At 39.8% G+C, this 18,089-nt stretch carries 17 protein-coding genes and 1 riboswitch; of the genes, 2 read left to right on the top strand and 15 right to left on the bottom strand.

Annotated elements, in window-relative coordinates; all coding sequences use genetic code 11:
- From ACWF5P_RS09805 to ACWF5P_RS09760, 10 genes are all read right to left on the bottom strand, one after another.
- Positions 1 to 969, bottom strand: a complete 969-nt coding sequence (locus tag ACWF5P_RS09805; protein ID WP_434167340.1) for a YpdA family putative bacillithiol disulfide reductase — start codon at positions 967 to 969, stop codon at positions 1 to 3.
- Positions 970 to 1,120: 151 nt separating this feature from the next.
- Positions 1,121 to 2,398: a Glu/Leu/Phe/Val family dehydrogenase gene (locus ACWF5P_RS09800; protein WP_048681753.1), complete on the bottom strand. Its 1,278-nt coding sequence runs from the start codon at positions 2,396 to 2,398 to the stop codon at positions 1,121 to 1,123.
- Between the two features lie 269 nt (positions 2,399 to 2,667).
- Positions 2,668 to 3,243 carry a genetic competence negative regulator gene (locus ACWF5P_RS09795; protein WP_101222440.1) on the bottom strand — a complete coding sequence of 192 codons (576 nt, stop codon included), beginning with the start codon at positions 3,241 to 3,243 and terminating at the stop codon, positions 2,668 to 2,670.
- A gap of 89 nt (positions 3,244 to 3,332) precedes the next feature.
- Complete coding sequence (locus ACWF5P_RS09790) at positions 3,333 to 4,226, bottom strand: MerR family transcriptional regulator (RefSeq protein ID WP_434167341.1); 894 nt, start codon at positions 4,224 to 4,226, stop codon at positions 3,333 to 3,335.
- 98 nt (positions 4,227 to 4,324) lie between these two features.
- On the bottom strand, positions 4,325 to 5,140 hold the full coding sequence (locus ACWF5P_RS09785) for a metallophosphoesterase (RefSeq protein WP_434167342.1): 816 nt from the start codon (positions 5,138 to 5,140) through the stop codon (positions 4,325 to 4,327).
- A gap of 95 nt (positions 5,141 to 5,235) precedes the next feature.
- A complete protein-coding gene (locus ACWF5P_RS09780; protein WP_034308074.1) occupies positions 5,236 to 5,694 on the bottom strand; it encodes a YpbF family protein in 459 nt (152 codons plus the stop codon).
- A gap of 142 nt (positions 5,695 to 5,836) precedes the next feature.
- Positions 5,837 to 6,631, bottom strand: a complete 795-nt coding sequence (locus ACWF5P_RS09775; protein WP_434167343.1) for a LysM peptidoglycan-binding domain-containing protein — start codon at positions 6,629 to 6,631, stop codon at positions 5,837 to 5,839.
- Positions 6,609 to 7,235, bottom strand: coding sequence for a CPBP family glutamic-type intramembrane protease (locus ACWF5P_RS09770; protein WP_434167344.1), 627 nt, complete (start codon positions 7,233 to 7,235; stop codon positions 6,609 to 6,611). Before ACWF5P_RS09770 ends, ACWF5P_RS09775 begins: the two co-directional genes overlap by 23 nt.
- Positions 7,225 to 8,727, bottom strand: a complete 1,503-nt coding sequence (locus ACWF5P_RS09765; protein ID WP_452444818.1) for a RecQ family ATP-dependent DNA helicase — start codon at positions 8,725 to 8,727, stop codon at positions 7,225 to 7,227. Before ACWF5P_RS09765 ends, ACWF5P_RS09770 begins: the two co-directional genes overlap by 11 nt.
- A 2-nt stretch (positions 8,728 to 8,729) precedes the next feature.
- The gene (locus tag ACWF5P_RS09760) at positions 8,730 to 9,791 is read right to left on the bottom strand and encodes a helix-turn-helix domain-containing protein (protein ID WP_230176964.1); all 1,062 of its coding nucleotides are present in this window, start codon (positions 9,789 to 9,791) and stop codon (positions 8,730 to 8,732) included.
- 290 nt (positions 9,792 to 10,081) lie between these two features.
- On the opposite strand from ACWF5P_RS09760, the gene ACWF5P_RS09755 reads away from it, so the two are divergent.
- Positions 10,082 to 10,330 (top strand): ferredoxin, encoded by a 249-nt coding sequence (locus ACWF5P_RS09755; protein ID WP_133347639.1) that lies wholly within the window; start codon positions 10,082 to 10,084, stop codon positions 10,328 to 10,330.
- A 123-nt stretch (positions 10,331 to 10,453) separates the two neighbouring features.
- On the opposite strand, the gene ACWF5P_RS09750 is transcribed toward ACWF5P_RS09755, so the two are convergent.
- Complete coding sequence (locus ACWF5P_RS09750; RefSeq protein ID WP_434167346.1) at positions 10,454 to 11,035, bottom strand: ECF transporter S component; 582 nt, start codon at positions 11,033 to 11,035, stop codon at positions 10,454 to 10,456.
- A 165-nt stretch (positions 11,036 to 11,200) separates the two neighbouring features.
- Positions 11,201 to 11,336, bottom strand: a riboswitch (FMN riboswitch).
- A 340-nt stretch (positions 11,337 to 11,676) separates the two neighbouring features.
- On the opposite strand from ACWF5P_RS09750, the gene serA reads away from it, so the two are divergent.
- On the top strand, positions 11,677 to 13,251 hold the full coding sequence (gene serA, locus ACWF5P_RS09745) for a phosphoglycerate dehydrogenase (protein WP_434167347.1): 1,575 nt from the start codon (positions 11,677 to 11,679) through the stop codon (positions 13,249 to 13,251).
- A gap of 132 nt (positions 13,252 to 13,383) precedes the next feature.
- On the opposite strand, the gene ACWF5P_RS09740 is transcribed toward serA, so the two are convergent.
- The 4 genes from ACWF5P_RS09740 to ACWF5P_RS09725 all read right to left on the bottom strand — a co-directional run bounded on the left by ACWF5P_RS09740 (position 13,384) and on the right by ACWF5P_RS09725 (position 17,854).
- A complete protein-coding gene (locus ACWF5P_RS09740; protein ID WP_434167348.1) occupies positions 13,384 to 14,607 on the bottom strand; it encodes a hypothetical protein in 1,224 nt (407 codons plus the stop codon).
- A complete protein-coding gene (gene sigX, locus ACWF5P_RS09735; RefSeq protein WP_101223453.1) occupies positions 14,573 to 15,133 on the bottom strand; it encodes an RNA polymerase sigma factor SigX in 561 nt (186 codons plus the stop codon). Before sigX ends, ACWF5P_RS09740 begins: the two co-directional genes overlap by 35 nt.
- A gap of 214 nt (positions 15,134 to 15,347) precedes the next feature.
- Positions 15,348 to 17,141 carry an ATP-binding protein gene (locus ACWF5P_RS09730; RefSeq protein ID WP_101222451.1) on the bottom strand — a complete coding sequence of 598 codons (1,794 nt, stop codon included), beginning with the start codon at positions 17,139 to 17,141 and terminating at the stop codon, positions 15,348 to 15,350.
- Positions 17,138 to 17,854, bottom strand: coding sequence for a response regulator (locus ACWF5P_RS09725; protein WP_101222452.1), 717 nt, complete (start codon positions 17,852 to 17,854; stop codon positions 17,138 to 17,140). Before ACWF5P_RS09725 ends, ACWF5P_RS09730 begins: the two co-directional genes overlap by 4 nt.
- Between the last annotated feature and the right edge of the window lie 235 nt (positions 17,855 to 18,089).

The raw sequence follows: 18,089 nt of genomic DNA, 5'->3' as shown, positions 1-18,089 counted from the left end.
TCACTTTTCTTTAACAGCCAAATGATAAGCAATCAATCCACCATGGAACCTGCCGTTCTCGATGAAGATTTCGTTCGCATTATTTCCGGCTGCCAGAACTCCTGCAATATAAAGACCTTTAACGTTCGTCTCCATCGTTTCCTCGTTATATGCGGGCCTTCCAGTCTCCTTATCAATAGTAATGCCCATTGAAGCTAAAAATGAATGATCAGGATGGTATCCAGTCATAGCAAATACAAAATCATTTTTAATGACTTTTTCCTCATCGCCGACATGATAGATGACGCTGTCTTCCGTTATCCTGTCAACATTCGCATTAAACTCCATCTTGATCGTTCCATTGCGTACCAATGATTCGAATTCGGGAAGGATCCAAGGTTTGACACTTCGAGAGTAATCCGATCCTCTATAAAGGACTGAAACCCTTGCTCCTGATTTGACCAATTCCAGAGCTGCATCCACGCTTGAGTTTTTGCCACCGATGACGGCAACATCACAATTAAAGAAGGGGTGGCCCTCCTTGAAGTAATGAAACACTTTTGGAAGCTGTTCACCCGGTATGCACATATAGTTCGGATGATCATAGTATCCGGTCGATACGATGACATGCAGAGCAGTATAGTCACTCTTCGATGTCTTGACTAAAAACTTCCCATCTTCACGCTTTTCCACTTTCTCCACTTTTTCGAATTTATTGACCCGCAATTCTTTCCTTCTGACTACCTCCCTATAATAGGCTAGCGCCTGATTGCGGACCGGTTTACGGTTTTCGATTATAAAAGCGATATCACCAATCTCCAGTTTTTCACTCGAACTGAAAAATGTTTGATGTGTCGGATAACGGTAAATGGAATCAACCACATTGCCTTTTTCAATGATCAGGGACTGTATTCCCACTTCTTTAAGAGCGATTGCAGCAGCCAATCCACAAGGGCCCCCACCTATGATAATGACTTCTTCAACATTCATCTTTATTCCACTGCCTTTCCATGCACTATGTAATTCGTTCGTCTAAATATAAAAACTCCTATCAATACATGATAGGAGTTTTTACAAATCATTTCAATGATAAAGCAATGAACATGATTTTAACTATAAATTAATAAATGATTTGAAGTTTTTAGATCCAACCGCGGAAGCGAGAAGCTTCAGCCATTTTTCTTACGCCAATCATATAAGCAGCTAGGCGCATATCTACACGTCTTGATTGTGCAAGTTCATATATATTATTAAAGGATTTCACAAGGATTTTTTCCAGCTTTTCGTCCACTTCTTCTTCAGACCAGTAATATCCTTGGTTATTTTGTACCCATTCGAAGTAAGAAACCGTAACACCACCAGCAGAAGCAAGGACATCAGGAACAAGAAGGATTCCGCGATCCGTTAGGATTTGTGTCGCTTCAATTGTTGTTGGTCCGTTAGCTGCCTCGACAACGATCGATGCTTTGATATCTGCAGCATTTTCTTCAGTGATTTGGTTTTCAATTGCAGCCGGAACTAGAATATCACATTCCAATTCAAGCAGTTCTTTATTAGAAATTGTGCTTTTAAACAATTTCGTTACGGTTCCGAAACTATCTCTCCGATCGAGAAGATAATCGATATCCAAGCCTTCAGGATCATGAAGAGCGCCATATGCATCCGAAATCCCAATAACTTTAGCACCAGCGTCGTGCATGAATTTAGCTAAGAAACTACCTGCGTTACCAAAACCTTGAATGACGACCCGTGCCCCTTTAATATCGATGCCGCGTTTCTTGGCAGCTTCATTGATACAAATCGTTACACCCTTGGCAGTCGCTGATTCACGGCCATGGGAACCACCAAGCACTAGCGGTTTACCCGTAATGAATCCTGGCGAGTTGAATTCATCCATACGGCTGTATTCGTCCATCATCCAAGCCATGATTTGAGAGTTTGTGAACACATCAGGTGCCGGGATATCTTTAGTCGGCCCAACGATTTGGCTAATTGCGCGAACATAGCCCCGGCTCAGCCTTTCAAGCTCACGGAATGACATATTACGAGGATCACATACGATACCGCCTTTACCCCCGCCGTATGGCAAATCAACGATGCCGCATTTCAAACTCATCCAAATGGATAATGCCTTCACTTCACGTTCCGTTACATTAGGGTGAAAACGGATACCACCTTTTGTAGGCCCAACAGCATCGTTATGCTGTGCACGGTAACCCGTGAAAATCTTAACCGAGCCATCATCCATGCGGACTGGTATCTTCACCGTTAATAAGCGCAATGGTTCCTTCAACAGCTCAAAAACTTCTTCCGGGTAACCCAGCTTATCCAAAGCTTTATGTATTACAGTTTGGGTAGACCTCAGTACGTCGTGTTTTTCTTCTTCATTTACATGGCTATTGCCTTTTGCCGATTCCATTAAAGTACCTCCTAGAAAATCTCATCCATATATAAAATCTATAATGTACAAATAGTCCTCTTCATGTGCTAGTATACACCTTCGATACAGATATGCAAGAGTAAAAATGGGAATTTAAAAGTTGGAAATATTCTAAAAATGAAAACGTTATCATATCAACTGTTTTCATACACTTTAACCGTATATCTTCTTCGGCCGAGGGCTGAGACAAATAAGGCAAACCGCATTGTTTTTTCCTAATGTGGCTGCCTTGTCTCATTCGTTTTACATCAACTGAAGTGTGTGAGCAAAACATGTATCGCTTCATTTTCGATTATACATGTTCCGTATTCGTTTATGCGGCAGAGTGTCAATGTAGATGCATGGCCATACTCAGCCGCTAAGGATATGACCGTGTCGTAGGTGGTGTCTTTAACATTTTCGATAAGTAAATAGTATCTTCCCTCAAAATGATAAAGAGTACTTTTAAGCAAACCTTGAAAAGATAATCTGTGAGATAATTGGACGATATCTTCAAAGTCATTGAAAACATACAGAATATGGGGGAAGTCATCAATTTTCACTTGTAAATCCAAGTACTCCTCTTCATCTGTCAATAATTCCTCTTCGTCCTTTGTCACAATGATTATCAATCCTTGAGCAGGCAAGGAGAAAATTTCAATTGCAATGGAGCCACTCATTTTAAAGCTGAGTTCTTCGCATGCTTCTTCGACCATATCCTGAAATAGCTTGTGGACCTTTAAGGAATTCCCTAAAATATCTTCTTTTGTAATGCCTCTATCAATTAAATCATCAAGGGTCAAAAAAATCTTGATTTTATTATTGGTTAATCGCTCCAGCTTCATAAAAAAATGCCCCCTGGTTACCATCTTCATACATCATATGAAGCCTTGGTCGCAGGGTGCATATCCATTATTTCGCCTAAGCGGCGCAGCTAACCTTTCAGCCATTCCTCCCATTTAGATTGCGTGTCCCCCATTAAAACTCCGCTGAAGGCCGTACGGTTTTCTTCGGATATATCGCTCAGCGCCGCACCGCCAAGACCCACCTTCAAATCCGGGAAATCCTTTATTAACGATTCAAGCAGCATAAATGTTCCATCAAGATTCTCTTTCAGTGAACATGACATGAATAGGTATGAGGGCTTTATGATGTTTAAAACGGTGAAAAGGTCCTTATCAGCAATGGATTCACCTAAATAAATGGTTTCATACCCTTTCCGCTTCAAAAAAATGGTGAAGACCAACAGTCCAAATTCATGTTTTTCACCGGGAGCACAAACGGTAAGGGCTTTTGGAAGGAAACCATTAGTCGGAATCGCATGCATGACTGAACTGATCCTGGATTTTAGGATGTTCGACGCAAAGTGTTCATGAGCGGAAGTAATTTCTCCCCTTTCCCACTTATCCCCAACCTGAACCAATATTGAACCGAGTATTTCAACTATGGTTTGTTCGATTGTATACATACTGAATGCTTGGCTTATCAGCATATGGGCTTTATTTTCATTGAAATTTAATAGAGCTTCAATCAATTCATCCGATAACTTAACCGTTTGTTCATCCTTACGGTTCGTTTCAGGAACTCCAGGCGCTAGAGTGCCTGTACTTTCGAGAAGTGAAACGGCTTGGCTTATTGTAAAACCTTGCTTTGTTTTAGTAATGAGCCACTTAAGGATTTGCAGATGTTTTTCAGTATACAGCCGGTGCCCCGATTCATTCCTGACAGGTTCGATAAATTTATAGCGCCTTTCCCAAGCCCTAAGGGTTCCCGACTGAATGTCCAGCAGTTTTGATACTGCCTTTATATTATATTTACCTTCTTGCATGGTTTTACAAGGCCTCCAATAACTGTACGATCATTTGATGAAATTATAGTGGATTTTTCAAGGTCTGTAAAATCCCGGTATGCTCGCTTAAAAGCAGCCTAATAGGTTTTTTCCACAGCTTCGCCTATTTCAGTGTCTGTCCCCCTTTTCAGGGTGAAGAGGTGCGTTTCCGGCTTAGCTTCAAGCCTTAAAGGCACTGCGCTTGTCCCATAGCCATTACTCGTCATATATATACAGTCCCCCTCTTTTTTAACGCTTCCGATTTGATAGGGCCCGAATCCGAATATGCGAATCTGCCCGCCATGGGTGTGACCTGACAGGACAAAACGAATATGGTGTTCCGGAGTCAACTGTTTCTTCACCAATGGATTATGGCTCACCAAAATCCGGAAATATTCATTCCCGCAATCCGACAGTGCAAGGTCAAGCCTATCACGTTCTTCCGATATATCATCAATGCCCAGAAGAGCGATTTTACTGCCATTTTGAGACTCAAAAGAAACAGCTGTATTATCAAGGATCTTCACCCCATGTTTCAAAAGAGTCGCATCCAGTTCATGGAAGTTGCCTTCATAATCATTATTACCCCAAACAAAATAAAGGGGACCAAGTTCTTTTAGTTTCAATAAATTTTTTTCCACACGTTCTAAGGGAACCCCGCTTTCCCTAATGTCACCGCCGATTATCACCAAATCTGCCTTGTCACGTGTTTCCTCAATCAATTTATCCGCAACGATTCGCCGATGAAGATCGGATATAAAAAAAATCCGCACATCGCCAAAGCCTTCAGGAAAGTCTTTAAAATATAGGTCTTGAGAAATCACCCTATCTTGCATAGCCGTACGCCACATGTAAAAGATCGTGGCAAATGACAGCAGGATGATGATTAAAAATAATCCAGATAACCATAACATCTTCGTTAAACCTTCTTTCCATCCTTATCCCAAACGTACTTTCATATAACCATAAAATCAAATTACCCGCAATTAAATATGATTTAACGCGCCCGTCATTTATTTTCATGATATAAGTTAATATCATAATTCTTCTTCATCATTTCAAAAACCTTATGTCGATTTTTCCATTCTTCCTCTTTTTCCCATAATTGCTTACTTTTATTAATGATTTCACAGCGTAGCAGTTGAAACTCCTTCTCAGCTTTATCAAGCTTTTTTTTAATTAAAACCATATATCCATATAGGCCTATTGCTGCCGCCAAAAAAAGGAAGTGGCTAAAATGATCGACGAAAACACTAAACATACTGAAAAAGGAATAGGAATAAGGTACAACGATATAAAAATAAAGATAAATCATAAAAAGGACAGCAACAATCATGGTTGCCCATAAGCTTTGCAGGTGCTTCTTTTTAAGTGCCTCGAATTTTTTCTTTCGATCCACGACATTCTGCAGCATTTGTTTTGTTGCTTGATCCGTTTTCTCATCCAATAAAATGATTGTCGATTCCATCGCATTTCCTCCTCTACTCTTTCAAATCATGATATGAAAGAGTAGAGGAAAAAATGATTAAGTACCTGCCACGTTTGGCTTCATACCGGGCCAAGTCAAGCAATTTTAAAAACACCCTGCCTATAAAGACAGAGTGCCATCGTTATTTCTTGATCGGAATTTTCAATACTTGACCTTTGGAAATTTCATTGCCATTCAGCCCATTCCACTCCTTGATTAGAGCAATCCCTTCCTGTGATTTGTAGTAATTCATGGAAATGCGAAATAATGTTTCTTGACCTTGAACAGTATGTAAGACAACTTTGTATCCCTCTTTATCCGTTTTCGCAGCTTGAACATTTTCGGCAGACTTTTTCTTTTCTGCTGCTTCCTTCTTTGCTTTTTCGTCAGCTATTTGCTGTGCTTTGGCTTTTTCTTCAGCCTCTTGCTGTGCTTTGGCCTTTTCCTCAGCCTCTTGCTGTGCTTTGGCCTTGTCCTCAGCTTCTTGCTTCGCTTTGGCTTTTTCTTCAGCCTCTTGCTCCGCTTTGGCTTTTTCCTCAGCTTCTTGCTTCGCTTTGGCTTTAGCCTCAGCTTCTTCTTTCTCTTTCTCCGCTTCAGCCTTTGCCGACTCTTTTTCCTTTAAGTCCTCTGCCGTTGCTGTAGTTGGAATCGATTCTTTATCTTCCTCTTTTAAGACGACTTGGTCACTTTTAGTAACAGGTACAGGCCTATCCTGCAGATATGTATAAAGGGTATAAAATACAATTGGAAGCAAAATAAAAAATAACGCTAATAATTGTATCATTGGGAACTTAATCTTCACTTTACTTTTTTTCTTTTTATTCTGGTGGACTTTGCTGCGCTTGGGCAATGATGATTTAGCCTTCTGACGTTCAATTCGCGAACGAAGTTCACCAGCCTGATCATTTTCTTTTTCATTCTTTTGTACCCGGCTCATTCAAGTCACCCCCTTTCTTGCTCAACCCTCTTTGCTTTTTGTTCCTGATTAAAATACCAAGGATAAAGTCAATCAAAAAGTGGGCCGTAATCGTCACGATGATATTATTAGTCATTTCAAATAGAAAACCGATAAAGAAGCTTAAAACCAAAACATTCAAAAATAAAAACCAATTAAAAAGGTAACGATAATGGACGGCTGCAAAAATGATGCTCGTAAGAAGCAAACCAAAATGTGTTTGCAGCACTCCACGGAATAATAATTCTTCGCTAATCGCCACCACTAAAGCTACGACAAAAATCATCGGGTATGACAAATTACTGAAAATGCGTTCGTTAATACCACCATCATCCTGATAGGAAGAGGGTGTCACTTTCATAAGCAATAAGTCAAATAGCACGACAATGACTCCTGCGGGAATTCCAATCAGCAAAATGTTCAGGTCATCATAGATAAATAAGTCGAAAAAGGCAGAACGGTCTTTAAATAAAATAATACCTAAAAAGATGGCTAACGTTAAGAGAATAATTTGTGTAAGAAACAAATTAAATAGCAACTGTTTATCTGTAAGTTGTTTAATCATTTCAGCTTGCTTATTTTTCATTGCCATATTCCTTCTTTAATAAGATATAAGCCAATTCCTTTTTCCACGAGGAAAAGGAATTGACCGGATCCACCTTGACTTCCGGCCATACATCAGCCATTTTTTCGGTATCCATCCCACAAATATCACAACAGATGGGATTCACTTCCCGATGCTCTTCTCCAAAGTAGTCCAGTATTCCTAAACGTCGACATTCCGGTGCATAGATCCAGTGCAGGAAGTTATGCAGCTTTTCTTGATTCCTGGATTTCCTCTTTTGACAATACTCTTTCATCGCAGCCACTTGATGTAGGTTATTACCCGTAAACTGGGTAAAAAAACGCAGCTGGACTTCGTTTAACGAAAAGGATTGAGACAGCTGTTCTTTTTCTGAAAGGGTCAAATTCACCGGAATCTTTTGTGATGCATTAAGGAAAGAACATACACCATCGATTTGAGAATCCGAAGGCAACTGCTGCTCCATCAAATGCAGCGGAAGCCCTTCATCCCCTTCACTATATAATAAGACAGCCACACTTTGCTTACGATCCCGTCCCGCCCTGCCTATCTCCTGAAGATATGCTTCCATCGTCGATGGGATATGAAAATGGATAACATATCTGACATCGGATTTATTCACACCCATTCCAAAAGCACTTGTTGCACATATAATCTTTAACTGGCCAGAAATGAATTGTTGCTGAATCAGCATCCTTTGTTCCTGTTCCATTCCACCGTGATAATAATTGACACTATCAATCCCGTTTTCCTGTAAAAATCTTGTGACAGATTCCGCCACTTTTTTAGAGGAAAAATAAATAATCCCGCTTCCGGTAAATTTTCTGACAAGCTCCAGCACACGTGCTAGCTTCTCATCGTAGCTGAACATTCGCTCGACAATAATTGCGATATTTTCCCGATCAACAGATGAGACCGTTTCATTGACCGGCTTAATATTGAGTTTACCAACGATATCCCTCCGGACCTCATCGGTTGCAGTTGCTGTCAGGGCAAGAGTCAACGGATTGTTCAATTCACGCCTCACTTCTCCTAAATTCAAATAATCCGGACGGAAATCATACCCCCATTGTGAGATGCAGTGAGCTTCATCTATGACGAACAAACCTATATCTATGGATTTCAAGGATTTTATTACACCCTCCAGGCTTAACATTTCAGGAGATAAAAAGATAAAACGATAACTATGCAACCGGTCGAAAGCTTTCCTTTTTTGATTTAATGTCAAAAAGGAGTTGAGGGTCAATACACTTTTTTCGCCACTCATCTTCAGCTGATCTGCTTGATCCTGCATTAATGATAATAATGGGGAGACAATTAGGACAGTCTTATTTAAAAGATAAGCCGGCAGCTGGTAGCATAATGATTTACCTGATCCGGTCGGTAGCATCGCTAAGGTATGATTGCCGGACATCAATGATTCAACCACTTCCTTTTGTCCAGGACGGAATTCATCAAAACCGAATTTTTCTTTGAGGACTCGTTCTATATTCATCATCACTCACCTATTTTCGCAAGTACAAGTCTTATTTGGAAAAAGCTTATCTCTTTATTATCGACCATCTGCTTGATTGCTTTAAGCTTTTTTGTTCCAAGTTCCTTAATAGCTTCAGCAATTTTCCTCTCATCCTCGATATTCACATAATCTGAAATCGGAAAACTCTTGTCCGATAAGACAATTTCTACGAGGTGATCTTCGATGGTGTTGACTTTCAATCTGCGGATTTCAGCAATTTCACCCAGACTTTTCCCTTCATGGATGTATCGTAAAGTAGCCTGTGTAGATTGTGTCAAATGAGGATTCCCACTACTTTTCCAATCATTTGTTAATGTGGACAAGAGAGGGTAATCCTTTCCCGTTTCCATTTCAGCAAGCATTTGATGCAATGAGTCAAGGAATGTAAAGCGGACATACTCTTCTTCTACATCCTTCCTTTTTGCAATCTGTTCAAACGTAAGTCCAATCCTGTTGATCCCGGTTATTTTCAAAATGAATATGTCTCGTTTCATATCACTTTGACTTTCTAAAAGGGATATCAGTTCATCATATAGATGTTGGGCAATCAATGCTCGATCCTGACGATTGGCATGTAAAAATTCCTTTACGAAGAATTGGATTTTGGGATTTCTTTGTATCGGATAAAAACGTCTTTCATTGTGGACAATATGGGATATGGTTTGAATGAGTAAGTTTAACCTTCCCCAGAAAACCGGGGTGATATTGTGATATTTCCAACCATTAATATACGCCGGAAAAGGATTATTTTTAAAGTAATCGACTAACATTCCCTCACCTTGCATACTAATTTCATATGCATCTGGTTTATCCGTTAATTTAATCAAGTCATGCTTAAGTAAATGTTCAATGTTTTGATTTAATTGCTGACGGGTAAATCGAGGTATTGTCCCAAAAATATCCGTTAGCCCGAATAAATGGGCATCCTGGATTGTTTGTGACGATTTCTTCCCTTGCAGCATATGGTATATAGCATAAATGGAGCGTTCGCCTTGAAATTTTTTTATCGCATATAGAATGATGGCCTGTAGATAATTATTCATGGGACTCACATCCTTGTTTCATTTAACCAATAAACCCATTGTAACAAATAACTGCAAAAATCGCCGTTATTATTGATGAATACAAGGAAAATTATGTGACTAAATGACGAATCATGGAAAGAACCAAGTTAAGTATTTCGATGTTTTCCGTTGACATTGTGCTACATGATAGTTATTATCAATACAATTTCTATTGAAAAGTTTGGCATTCGGTCTTACAATAAGAAAGAGATAATAATCTGAAATAAAAAGATTATCAGTTGTCAATCAACTTAGGAGGGGTTATATTCATGGCTAAATTTACTATTGTGGATAAAGAAACATGCATAGCTTGTGGAGCTTGCGGAGCAGCGGCACCAGATATATATGATTACGATGACGAAGGGATTGCATTTGTTACCCTTGACGATAACGAGGGAATCGTTGAAATTCCTGATGTACTTTTAGATGACATGATGGATGCATTTGAAGGATGCCCAACGGATTCTATTAAAGTTGCTGACGAGGCATTTGACGGAGATGCACTTAAATTCGAATAACGTACAAGCCATTTTCAATCGAAAATGGCTTTTTTTTGCCATCCCATTCCAAAATGAAACAGGCATAAAAAAACAACCGAATACAAATATCCGGTTGTTTTTTTATTTCTATCGTTAATGCCATTAAGCATTCTTATATAATGTTTGTTTATTGATCCATGTCTGTAATTTAATGAACAGCAACATGAATACGGATGTGATGAGTACGCCTTTTATCACATTGAAAGGCAAGATTGCCGTCGTAACGAGCTCTCTTGACTCGGGTGCCGACATTGCATCCCATCCCATAAAGAAGGTATAAGCCGGTAAGAAGACATAATAGTTTAAAACACTCATGAATACTGCCATGGAAACTGTTCCCGCAAGTAAAGCGAATGTCATCCCTTTTTTTGAATTGATTTTCTGAAATACATAATAAGTCGGCAAGACAAACAGTATTCCGGCTATGAAGTTAGCAATATGCCCCACAGGTACAGCAGTCAAGGTCCCTGTCATGACTAAATCCAATAGGTTCTTAATGAACTCGACTAGAATTCCAGCCATCGGTCCGAAAATCAATGCCGCCATCAGTGCTGGTATGTCGCTAAAATCAACATTGAGAAAAGGCGGGAATCCCGGAAACGGGAAATTTAAAAGCATCAATAAATAAGAAATGCTTCCCATCATGGCAAGTGTGACCGTTTTTTTCACTTTGTTCTTTTTCATAGGTCTCTCTCCTTCTTTTCCGATCTACCTGAAAAAGAGGTTAGGGTTCCAAAATATGTTGATGTTCAATAAAAAAACCTTTAATTCCAATAGAATTAAAGGGATAAATTAAAGGTTACATCAAACAAACGTTCAGCAAATAACTGTTGAAACGCACTCAGGAACCTCCATCTTCTCCCATCCAGACTATACTGTCGGCTTTGGAATTGCACCAAATCCTGCCTTGTAAGGCTCGCGGGCTTAGAAGAAGAAACTCTTCATCACCGCCGGTGGGGAATTGCGCCCCGCCCCGAAGATAGATCTATAAAATTTTTTTATACTTTCCATTATATCTGAATTACCTGTTTTTTGATAGCACTTTTTTTCTCAGTTGATTCATTCAGGATGATTATCGATCGTCACAGTGAATGGCTTAAAATAAATAGTGGATACAAAAATGAAAATTCGAAATAATGAAAATTTTTTTTATACTATTCAATCCTTGATAAAGCCATTTATATCGCGACATTAAACAGATGATCAGAAGATCACCATTCTATTAAGCGCTTACATCCAGTTAAGCCAAATTGACATATTCAGCATTTCAATTGTAAAATTAACTGAAATTTAAGATAATTTTTTTCCTAGGAAGGTGTTAAGTCGTGTATCGGATTTTAGTAGCAGACGCCATTAAACCAGAAGGACTCGGACCGCTATCTGAGGCATCCAATATTCATCTCATTCAAAAGACCGTAGAGGAAGCTGCAAACGAACTTGATCAGATTGATGCAATTCTTGTAAGAAGTGCTACGAAGGTTTCAGAGGATTTAATGAACCGTATGCCGCAGCTAAAAATTATAGCACGCGCTGGTGTCGGTGTTGATAACATAGATATCCCCTCGGCGACAAAACGCGGGATTGTCGTGGTTAACGCACCTGACGGCAACACCATTTCAACAGCTGAACATACATTCGCCATGATGGCTTCATTAATGCGCCACATTCCGCAAGCTTATGCTTCACTGAAGAATGGGGAGTGGAAACGTTCTTCATATACGGGTACTGAACTTCGTGGTAAAACATTAGGAATAGTTGGCTTTGGACGTATCGGAGGGGAAATTGCCAAACGCGCTAAGGTATTCGGCATGGATGTCATTGTCTATGACCCGTTCCTTACTGTCGATCGTGCAAAGAAAATGTCCGTAACTGCCCTGCCGTTAGATGAATTGCTTCCTAAAGCAGACATCATTACTGTTCATACACCACTTACGAAAGAAACTAGAGGATTAATCAATAAAGAAAAACTGCTTACCTGTAAAAAAGGGGTTTATGTACTTAACTGCGCCCGGGGCGGTATTCTGGACGAAGATGATTTATATGAAATGTTAGTTCAAGGACATGTCGCAGGGGCGGCACTGGACGTTTTCGTCGAAGAACCTCCAATTGGCCATAAACTGCTTGAACTGGATAGCGTCATTGCTACACCTCATCTGGGTGCTTCAACTAAAGAAGCCCAATTAAATGTTGCCGTACAGGTTGCCCAGGAGGTATTGACCTATTTCGAAGGAAATCCAGTCTCAAGTTCGATCAACCTGCCAGCCATATCTAAAGAAGTTTTTGAAAAGGTACAGCCATTCTATCAACTTGTTCAGCAAATGGGATCCATTGCTTCTCAGTGCATGAATGAAGGAATTCAGGAGATCTCCGTTACGTATGCCGGAGAATCATTGGATTTCGATACAGCGATTCTTACAAAAAGTCTAATCTCCGGCTTTTTCAGATCAAGAGTCGATGCATCTGTAAATGAAGTGAATGCCTTGTTGATCGCAAAAGAGCGTGGCATAACCGTTGGTGAAAAAATCTCTACGGACTCTTTAGGTTACTCGAATTTGATCAGCCTTAAAGTAAAAGGTGACCACCGTGAATTAACAATCAGTGGGACCTATATCGAAAATTACGGTTCTCGAATTGTAAGTTTGAATGGTTTCAAAATCGACTTTCATCCAGAACCGAATTTACTTTATATCCAGCATACCGATAAACCTGGTGTAATCGGTAACGTAGGTAAGGTCCTGGGTGATCACGGAGTGAATATCGCCACCATGCAGGTTGGCCGTAAAGAAGCTGGCGGGGAAGCCATCATGGTTTTGAGCTTTGATTTACCATTGGAGGATAACATGAAACAATTTTTAATGGAAACAGAAGAAATTACATTCATGGCCCGTATTTCATTATAAGACAAAAAAGTGCCCGTCAGCGCGGGCACTTTTTCTGTAAATGCAAGGGGCTTTTGCTTACCATGGACAGTGTGTTTATAACACACCATCATATGAAAAACCTTCATATTTATTAAACCTAAGCCCGCTGCATCAATTCACTTGGTTCGGAGCTTTGGGCACCAATATGTCTTCAGTTAAATTCAGCTGGCCTACCTCTTCAATTGGAGCATTTTCAAACTTCACTTTTTCAAAACCAAAATCCTTAGCTATGAAGAGGATGGCTTCTAAAGCTTGAAGGGATTCCTCACTATTTTCAATAGCAGCTTGATCTGATAATTGAATGATCACAAGATCTCCATTCGAGCTTATCCTTTCCCATTTCAGGTCAGGCGGGATTGCAGGTGAAATTCCCTCGATGTCTGCCTCCCCTTTTCCAGCCTGCAGCGCTTCATCAAAGTCCTGATATCCCATATTGCTTGGAACAAGAAACCTTGGGGAGGACTCATCCTTCTGGTAAAGCAGGTATGTGCGATTTTTTTGATGAGGTATATCCAACTCCTTTAAATATCCCGCATGCGCAAACATGGCACCTTGCTCACCATCTGTAGAAAATGTCATTTTCTCTATATTATTATAGGAAAGAGTTTCCTCCAACGAATGGAGAAAAAGTGTATCTTCATCCAATAGTTGGCTTTTTTCTTGAAAGTCAATATGAGCAGTGGCCGTATCGTTTCCTTGGCTAATCTTTATATCAAGTGGAAAATAATCAGATAGCCCATATTGCTCTTCATTGATATCGGACATTTGATTAACTAACTGTTTCAATGTATCACTTTGATCGTAATGTTTGAGTTTAATTGAAATGGGAACGATGAAATTCATTTGATCATCTGGGATCCCCATCGTAATGATCGATGCATCGTTAAGGTCATTTTGATAAATCGCTTGTGCAAAGTTTTTTTCCTTTTTCCCTTTTCCGGGTTCCATTTCTGAAACCTCGTCTTTAGATTCAATTTTTGCTTGCTTACTCGAAAACTCTTGATAATCCTGTTTATCTTCTGGAGGAATTTCTTTGTTGCTTGCATCCTGCCGTTCATGATCTGCCGTTTCCTTATTTTCAGATAGAGATAATTTCCCACTACTGCCGCTGTCCTCTTGACTTGTCGTTCCTTTTTTTTCGATAATTAACGATGATGCCAAAACAACCATTAAGAATAAGGAGGCAACACCCGCAATTAGAGGTATCCAGTGTTTCTTTCTCTTTTTATCATGTATTCTCGCAAACACCTCTGCCTTGGTTCGGTCATCTTTAAATTTCGGAAGCTCTCGGAGCAAGTCTTCAATTTCGCTTTCTTTCCAACGGGACCTTCTCAATGCGGTGGCCCTCCTTTCCTGATAAATCCTCCATCAACTTTTTAATAGCCTTCAAAGCACGGTGCTGGGTTGTTTTTACCTTACTTTCACTCCAATTCAATACTTCAGCAGTTTCCGTAATGGACAATCCCTGAATATATCGTAAAATGATGACGGATCTTTGATTCGTGGTACACCGGTTTAGGCATTGATAAATATCTTGGATTTCATCGTTCATGATAGCCACTTCTTCGGGAATGGGTTCTTTATCTTTTATCAATTGCCTATCCCAATCAAAGTTGGGGAAGATTTTGTCTTTCCACCCTTTTTGTTTCCGAAAATAATCAATCGTCACATTTCTAGCAATCGAATACATCCACGTTTTTTCACTGCTCTTTCCTTCGAAGCGTTCATACGCCTTCATCACCCGGATATAGACCTCCTGAACAAGGTCCTCAGCCGTTTCTCGATTCTTGGTCATATAAAAAATGAATTGATAAATTTCCTGATGATATTTCTCATAAAGATCGTGGAAAACGGAATCCATCATTTCCCCACATCCGTTCATAAATATAGTCGTCAATCCTAAATAAAAGTTACATACTTCGGCTTTTATATTATTATAAAATTCCGTTAATTTCCACATATTCGGGACTTTACTGTTTCCTCAAAAAAAACAAAGGCAAGTTGGAAAGAAATCCAATTGCCTTTGTCTTCTCAGTTCCTTATGAAACAAGATTTTTTGGCAAGCCACCCGTCATTCATTCAGCATTCTCCAAAATTCGAGGCAGGATAAAACTGAACGTTGTCCCTTTATTAGGTAAACTGTTTACCGATATGAAGCCATCATGGGCATTGATTATATTTTTTACGATTGCCAAACCCAATCCGGTGCCCGAACGCCCGCGGGTCCTTGCTTTATCCGCTTTATAAAACCTCTCGAATACAAAAGGTAAATCTTCTTCGGGAATTCCAGATCCAGAGTCCTTCACATCAATGATCAGACCCCTTCGATCACTTGTCCTCTGAATGACATCAATGTTACCTCCTGGAGGAGTATGACGAATCGCATTATCAATTAAATTGGTCAAAACCTGTTCAATACGGTCCGGATCGAAATGCCATTGAATTTGATCATCTTCAAGACTGGCTGAAATTGTGATCCCTTTTTCTTTAGCTAGCCCGGAAAACTTACTTGTAATCCTCTTTAAATAAGGAGAAATAGGTACGCATTCATAGCTAAGGTTCATTTTACCCGATTCCAATTTAGCAAGATCGAGCAGATCATTGACCAACCGTCCCATTCTCAAAGACTCATCATAGATGATGCGGGCCATTTCCACCTTTTCCTCTTCACTGCTCGCAATGTCATCTACGATCGCTTCACTATATCCCTGCAACATTGAAATCGGCGTTCTTAACTCATGCGAGACATTAGCTATGAAATCAGTCCTAAGTTTGTCCATACGTCTTTCATCACTCATATCCCGTATGATGGCCACCGCTCCCCGTATATTGTCGGCATTTGTGTATAGGGGACTGACAATCAATCCCCAATCTCGGCCCTGCAAGGTAATTTCACCGACCTTCTCCTTATCGAAGGATTCTGATTCATCAAAAAGATTCATTAAAACCAACGGGACATTCACATTATCTTCCCGGTTATAGCCCTTTTCAAAGTACCAGGATTGCAGGAACCTTTCCGCAGGCGGATTCGTTTCAAGAATTGTGCCATCTTTATTGAAGGTAATGACCCCATCTGCCATACTGCTAAGAATGCTTGAGAGATGTTCCTTTTCCTGACTAAGTGCATTCATATTGAATTTCAGCTGCTTCCTCATCTGATTAAACGCTATGGCCAGCTCACCGATTTCATCTTGAGTCAGAATTGGAACCTTTGTATCAAATTTCCCCCGGGCAATCGCTAGAGCGGCTTCCCTCATCTTCACCAATGGGGCATTAATTCTTGTGGATAAAAAGAAAGCAAAAATCGTTGTCAAAATAATGGCGATGCCTGCTGCCAATAAAATGAACTGTGTAGTGGATTTTGTGGTTTCTTCCATGGACTCCAACGATTGAAATAGAAATACTTCATCCTGTTCCCCATTCAATTCAAGTGGAATGCCTACTACGATTGCTGACAATTCCTCGTTACCCGCATCATCGGAAAGCGCCATTTCCTTTTTCACAGTCTTTCTTTCTGTAAAAACCTTGAGTAATTCGGAATCATTTTTTATGAGTTCCGGTGTGATTTCGAACTCCTTATCTCCTCCGATGGATGAGAATATCATTTTGTCATCATTTAGAATGATCATCTTCGCTTCGTTGCCTATTAGTTCCGAAGCTATTTGTAAAACCTCATTGCTGGATCCCTGATGTTCATTGGTAACCTTAATGATTTGTTCAGCGGTTTTGGTTAAATCATTTTCAATATTTTCAATTTGGAAATTCTCAAAGAATTCGACCAGCAGAACAGTTAACACGATTAATACAAACGACACGAGCAATAGGATCGTTGCCCATAGCTTCCCTACAACACTGCCCCATAGCATCAGTCATTAACGACTTCGAACTTGTAACCTACACCCCAAACGGTGACAATCATCTTTGCTGCGTTTTCGGATATGCGGTTTAATTTTTCACGTAAGCGTTTAACATGCGTGTCTACAGTTCGAAGATCTCCAAAGAATTCATAGTGCCACACTTCTTTTAACAATTGCTCCCGATCGAAAACCTTATCTGGGGATTTCGCCAAGAAATATAATAATTCATATTCTTTTGGTGTTAATGAAACCTCTTTGTTATCTGCAAGTACACGGTGGGCATCATTATCAATGGTTAGATGTGGGAAGACGATCACATCTTTTGCCGTCGTTTCCGTCTGCATGTAACTTGTGCTTGATGATCGACGTAATAAAGCCTTAACCCTTAACACCACTTCACGCGGACTGAAAGGCTTTACGATATAATCATCGGTACCCACTTCGAACCCTTGAACGCGGTTCACTTCTTCACCTTTAGCAGTCAGCATGATAATCGGTGTCGTTTTCTTTTCCCTTAATTCACGGCAAACTTCGATTCCATCTTTACCAGGCATCATAATATCCAATAAAATTAAATCATAATCATTTTCAAGGGCTTTTGTTAAAGCCACATCTCCATTTTCAGCTTCATCGATCATGTATTCTTCTCTTTCCAAATACATCTTTAACAGCCGGCGGATTCTTTCCTCATCATCCACCACGAGAATTTTAATAGCGTTATACATTATGTAATCAGCCTCCTATCATATATTCTACAAAATGAAAACTTCCATGACTAATACTTTTTCCTCACAAAGTACGATAAAGAGCGTATTTCGCATGGCTTCCATGAACCTTTCACCATTTTGTCACAAAAAAAGACTTTGACCGCCCACTTAGAATTCTTAAATGCTATTTCAACGAAATATTGTTTTTTAAAGGGAGCGACAAAAAAGGGGGCATTTTCCAGAAAAATCGATA

The sequence above is a fragment of the Peribacillus sp. NPDC055009 genome (assembly GCF_053608705.1).
Note: the sequence above shows the minus strand (reverse complement) of the source record. Positions and strands in the feature narration are given on the sequence as shown.

Coding starts and splice junctions, on each gene's coding strand:
- sigX (WP_101223453.1), bottom strand. CDS start 15,133: ATGGATTCCGTTTTCCACGATCTTTATGAGAAATATCATCAGGAAATT.
- ACWF5P_RS09755 (WP_133347639.1), top strand. CDS start 10,082: ATGGCTAAATTTACTATTGTGGATAAAGAAACATGCATAGCTTGTGGA.
- ACWF5P_RS09785 (WP_434167342.1), bottom strand. CDS start 5,140: ATGTTATGGTTATCTGGATTATTTTTAATCATCATCCTGCTGTCATTT.
- ACWF5P_RS09770 (WP_434167344.1), bottom strand. CDS start 7,235: ATGAAAAATAAGCAAGCTGAAATGATTAAACAACTTACAGATAAACAG.
- ACWF5P_RS09795 (WP_101222440.1), bottom strand. CDS start 3,243: ATGAAGCTGGAGCGATTAACCAATAATAAAATCAAGATTTTTTTGACC.
- ACWF5P_RS09800 (WP_048681753.1), bottom strand. CDS start 2,398: ATGGAATCGGCAAAAGGCAATAGCCATGTAAATGAAGAAGAAAAACAC.
- ACWF5P_RS09760 (WP_230176964.1), bottom strand. CDS start 9,791: ATGAATAATTATCTACAGGCCATCATTCTATATGCGATAAAAAAATTT.
- ACWF5P_RS09805 (WP_434167340.1), bottom strand. CDS start 969: ATGAATGTTGAAGAAGTCATTATCATAGGTGGGGGCCCTTGTGGATTG.
- ACWF5P_RS09780 (WP_034308074.1), bottom strand. CDS start 5,694: ATGGAATCGACAATCATTTTATTGGATGAGAAAACGGATCAAGCAACA.
- ACWF5P_RS09750 (WP_434167346.1), bottom strand. CDS start 11,035: ATGAAAAAGAACAAAGTGAAAAAAACGGTCACACTTGCCATGATGGGA.
- ACWF5P_RS09790 (WP_434167341.1), bottom strand. CDS start 4,226: ATGCAAGAAGGTAAATATAATATAAAGGCAGTATCAAAACTGCTGGAC.
- ACWF5P_RS09725 (WP_101222452.1), bottom strand. CDS start 17,854: ATGTATAACGCTATTAAAATTCTCGTGGTGGATGATGAGGAAAGAATC.
- ACWF5P_RS09765 (WP_452444818.1), bottom strand. CDS start 8,727: ATGAATATAGAACGAGTCCTCAAAGAAAAATTCGGTTTTGATGAATTC.
- ACWF5P_RS09775 (WP_434167343.1), bottom strand. CDS start 6,631: ATGAGCCGGGTACAAAAGAATGAAAAAGAAAATGATCAGGCTGGTGAA.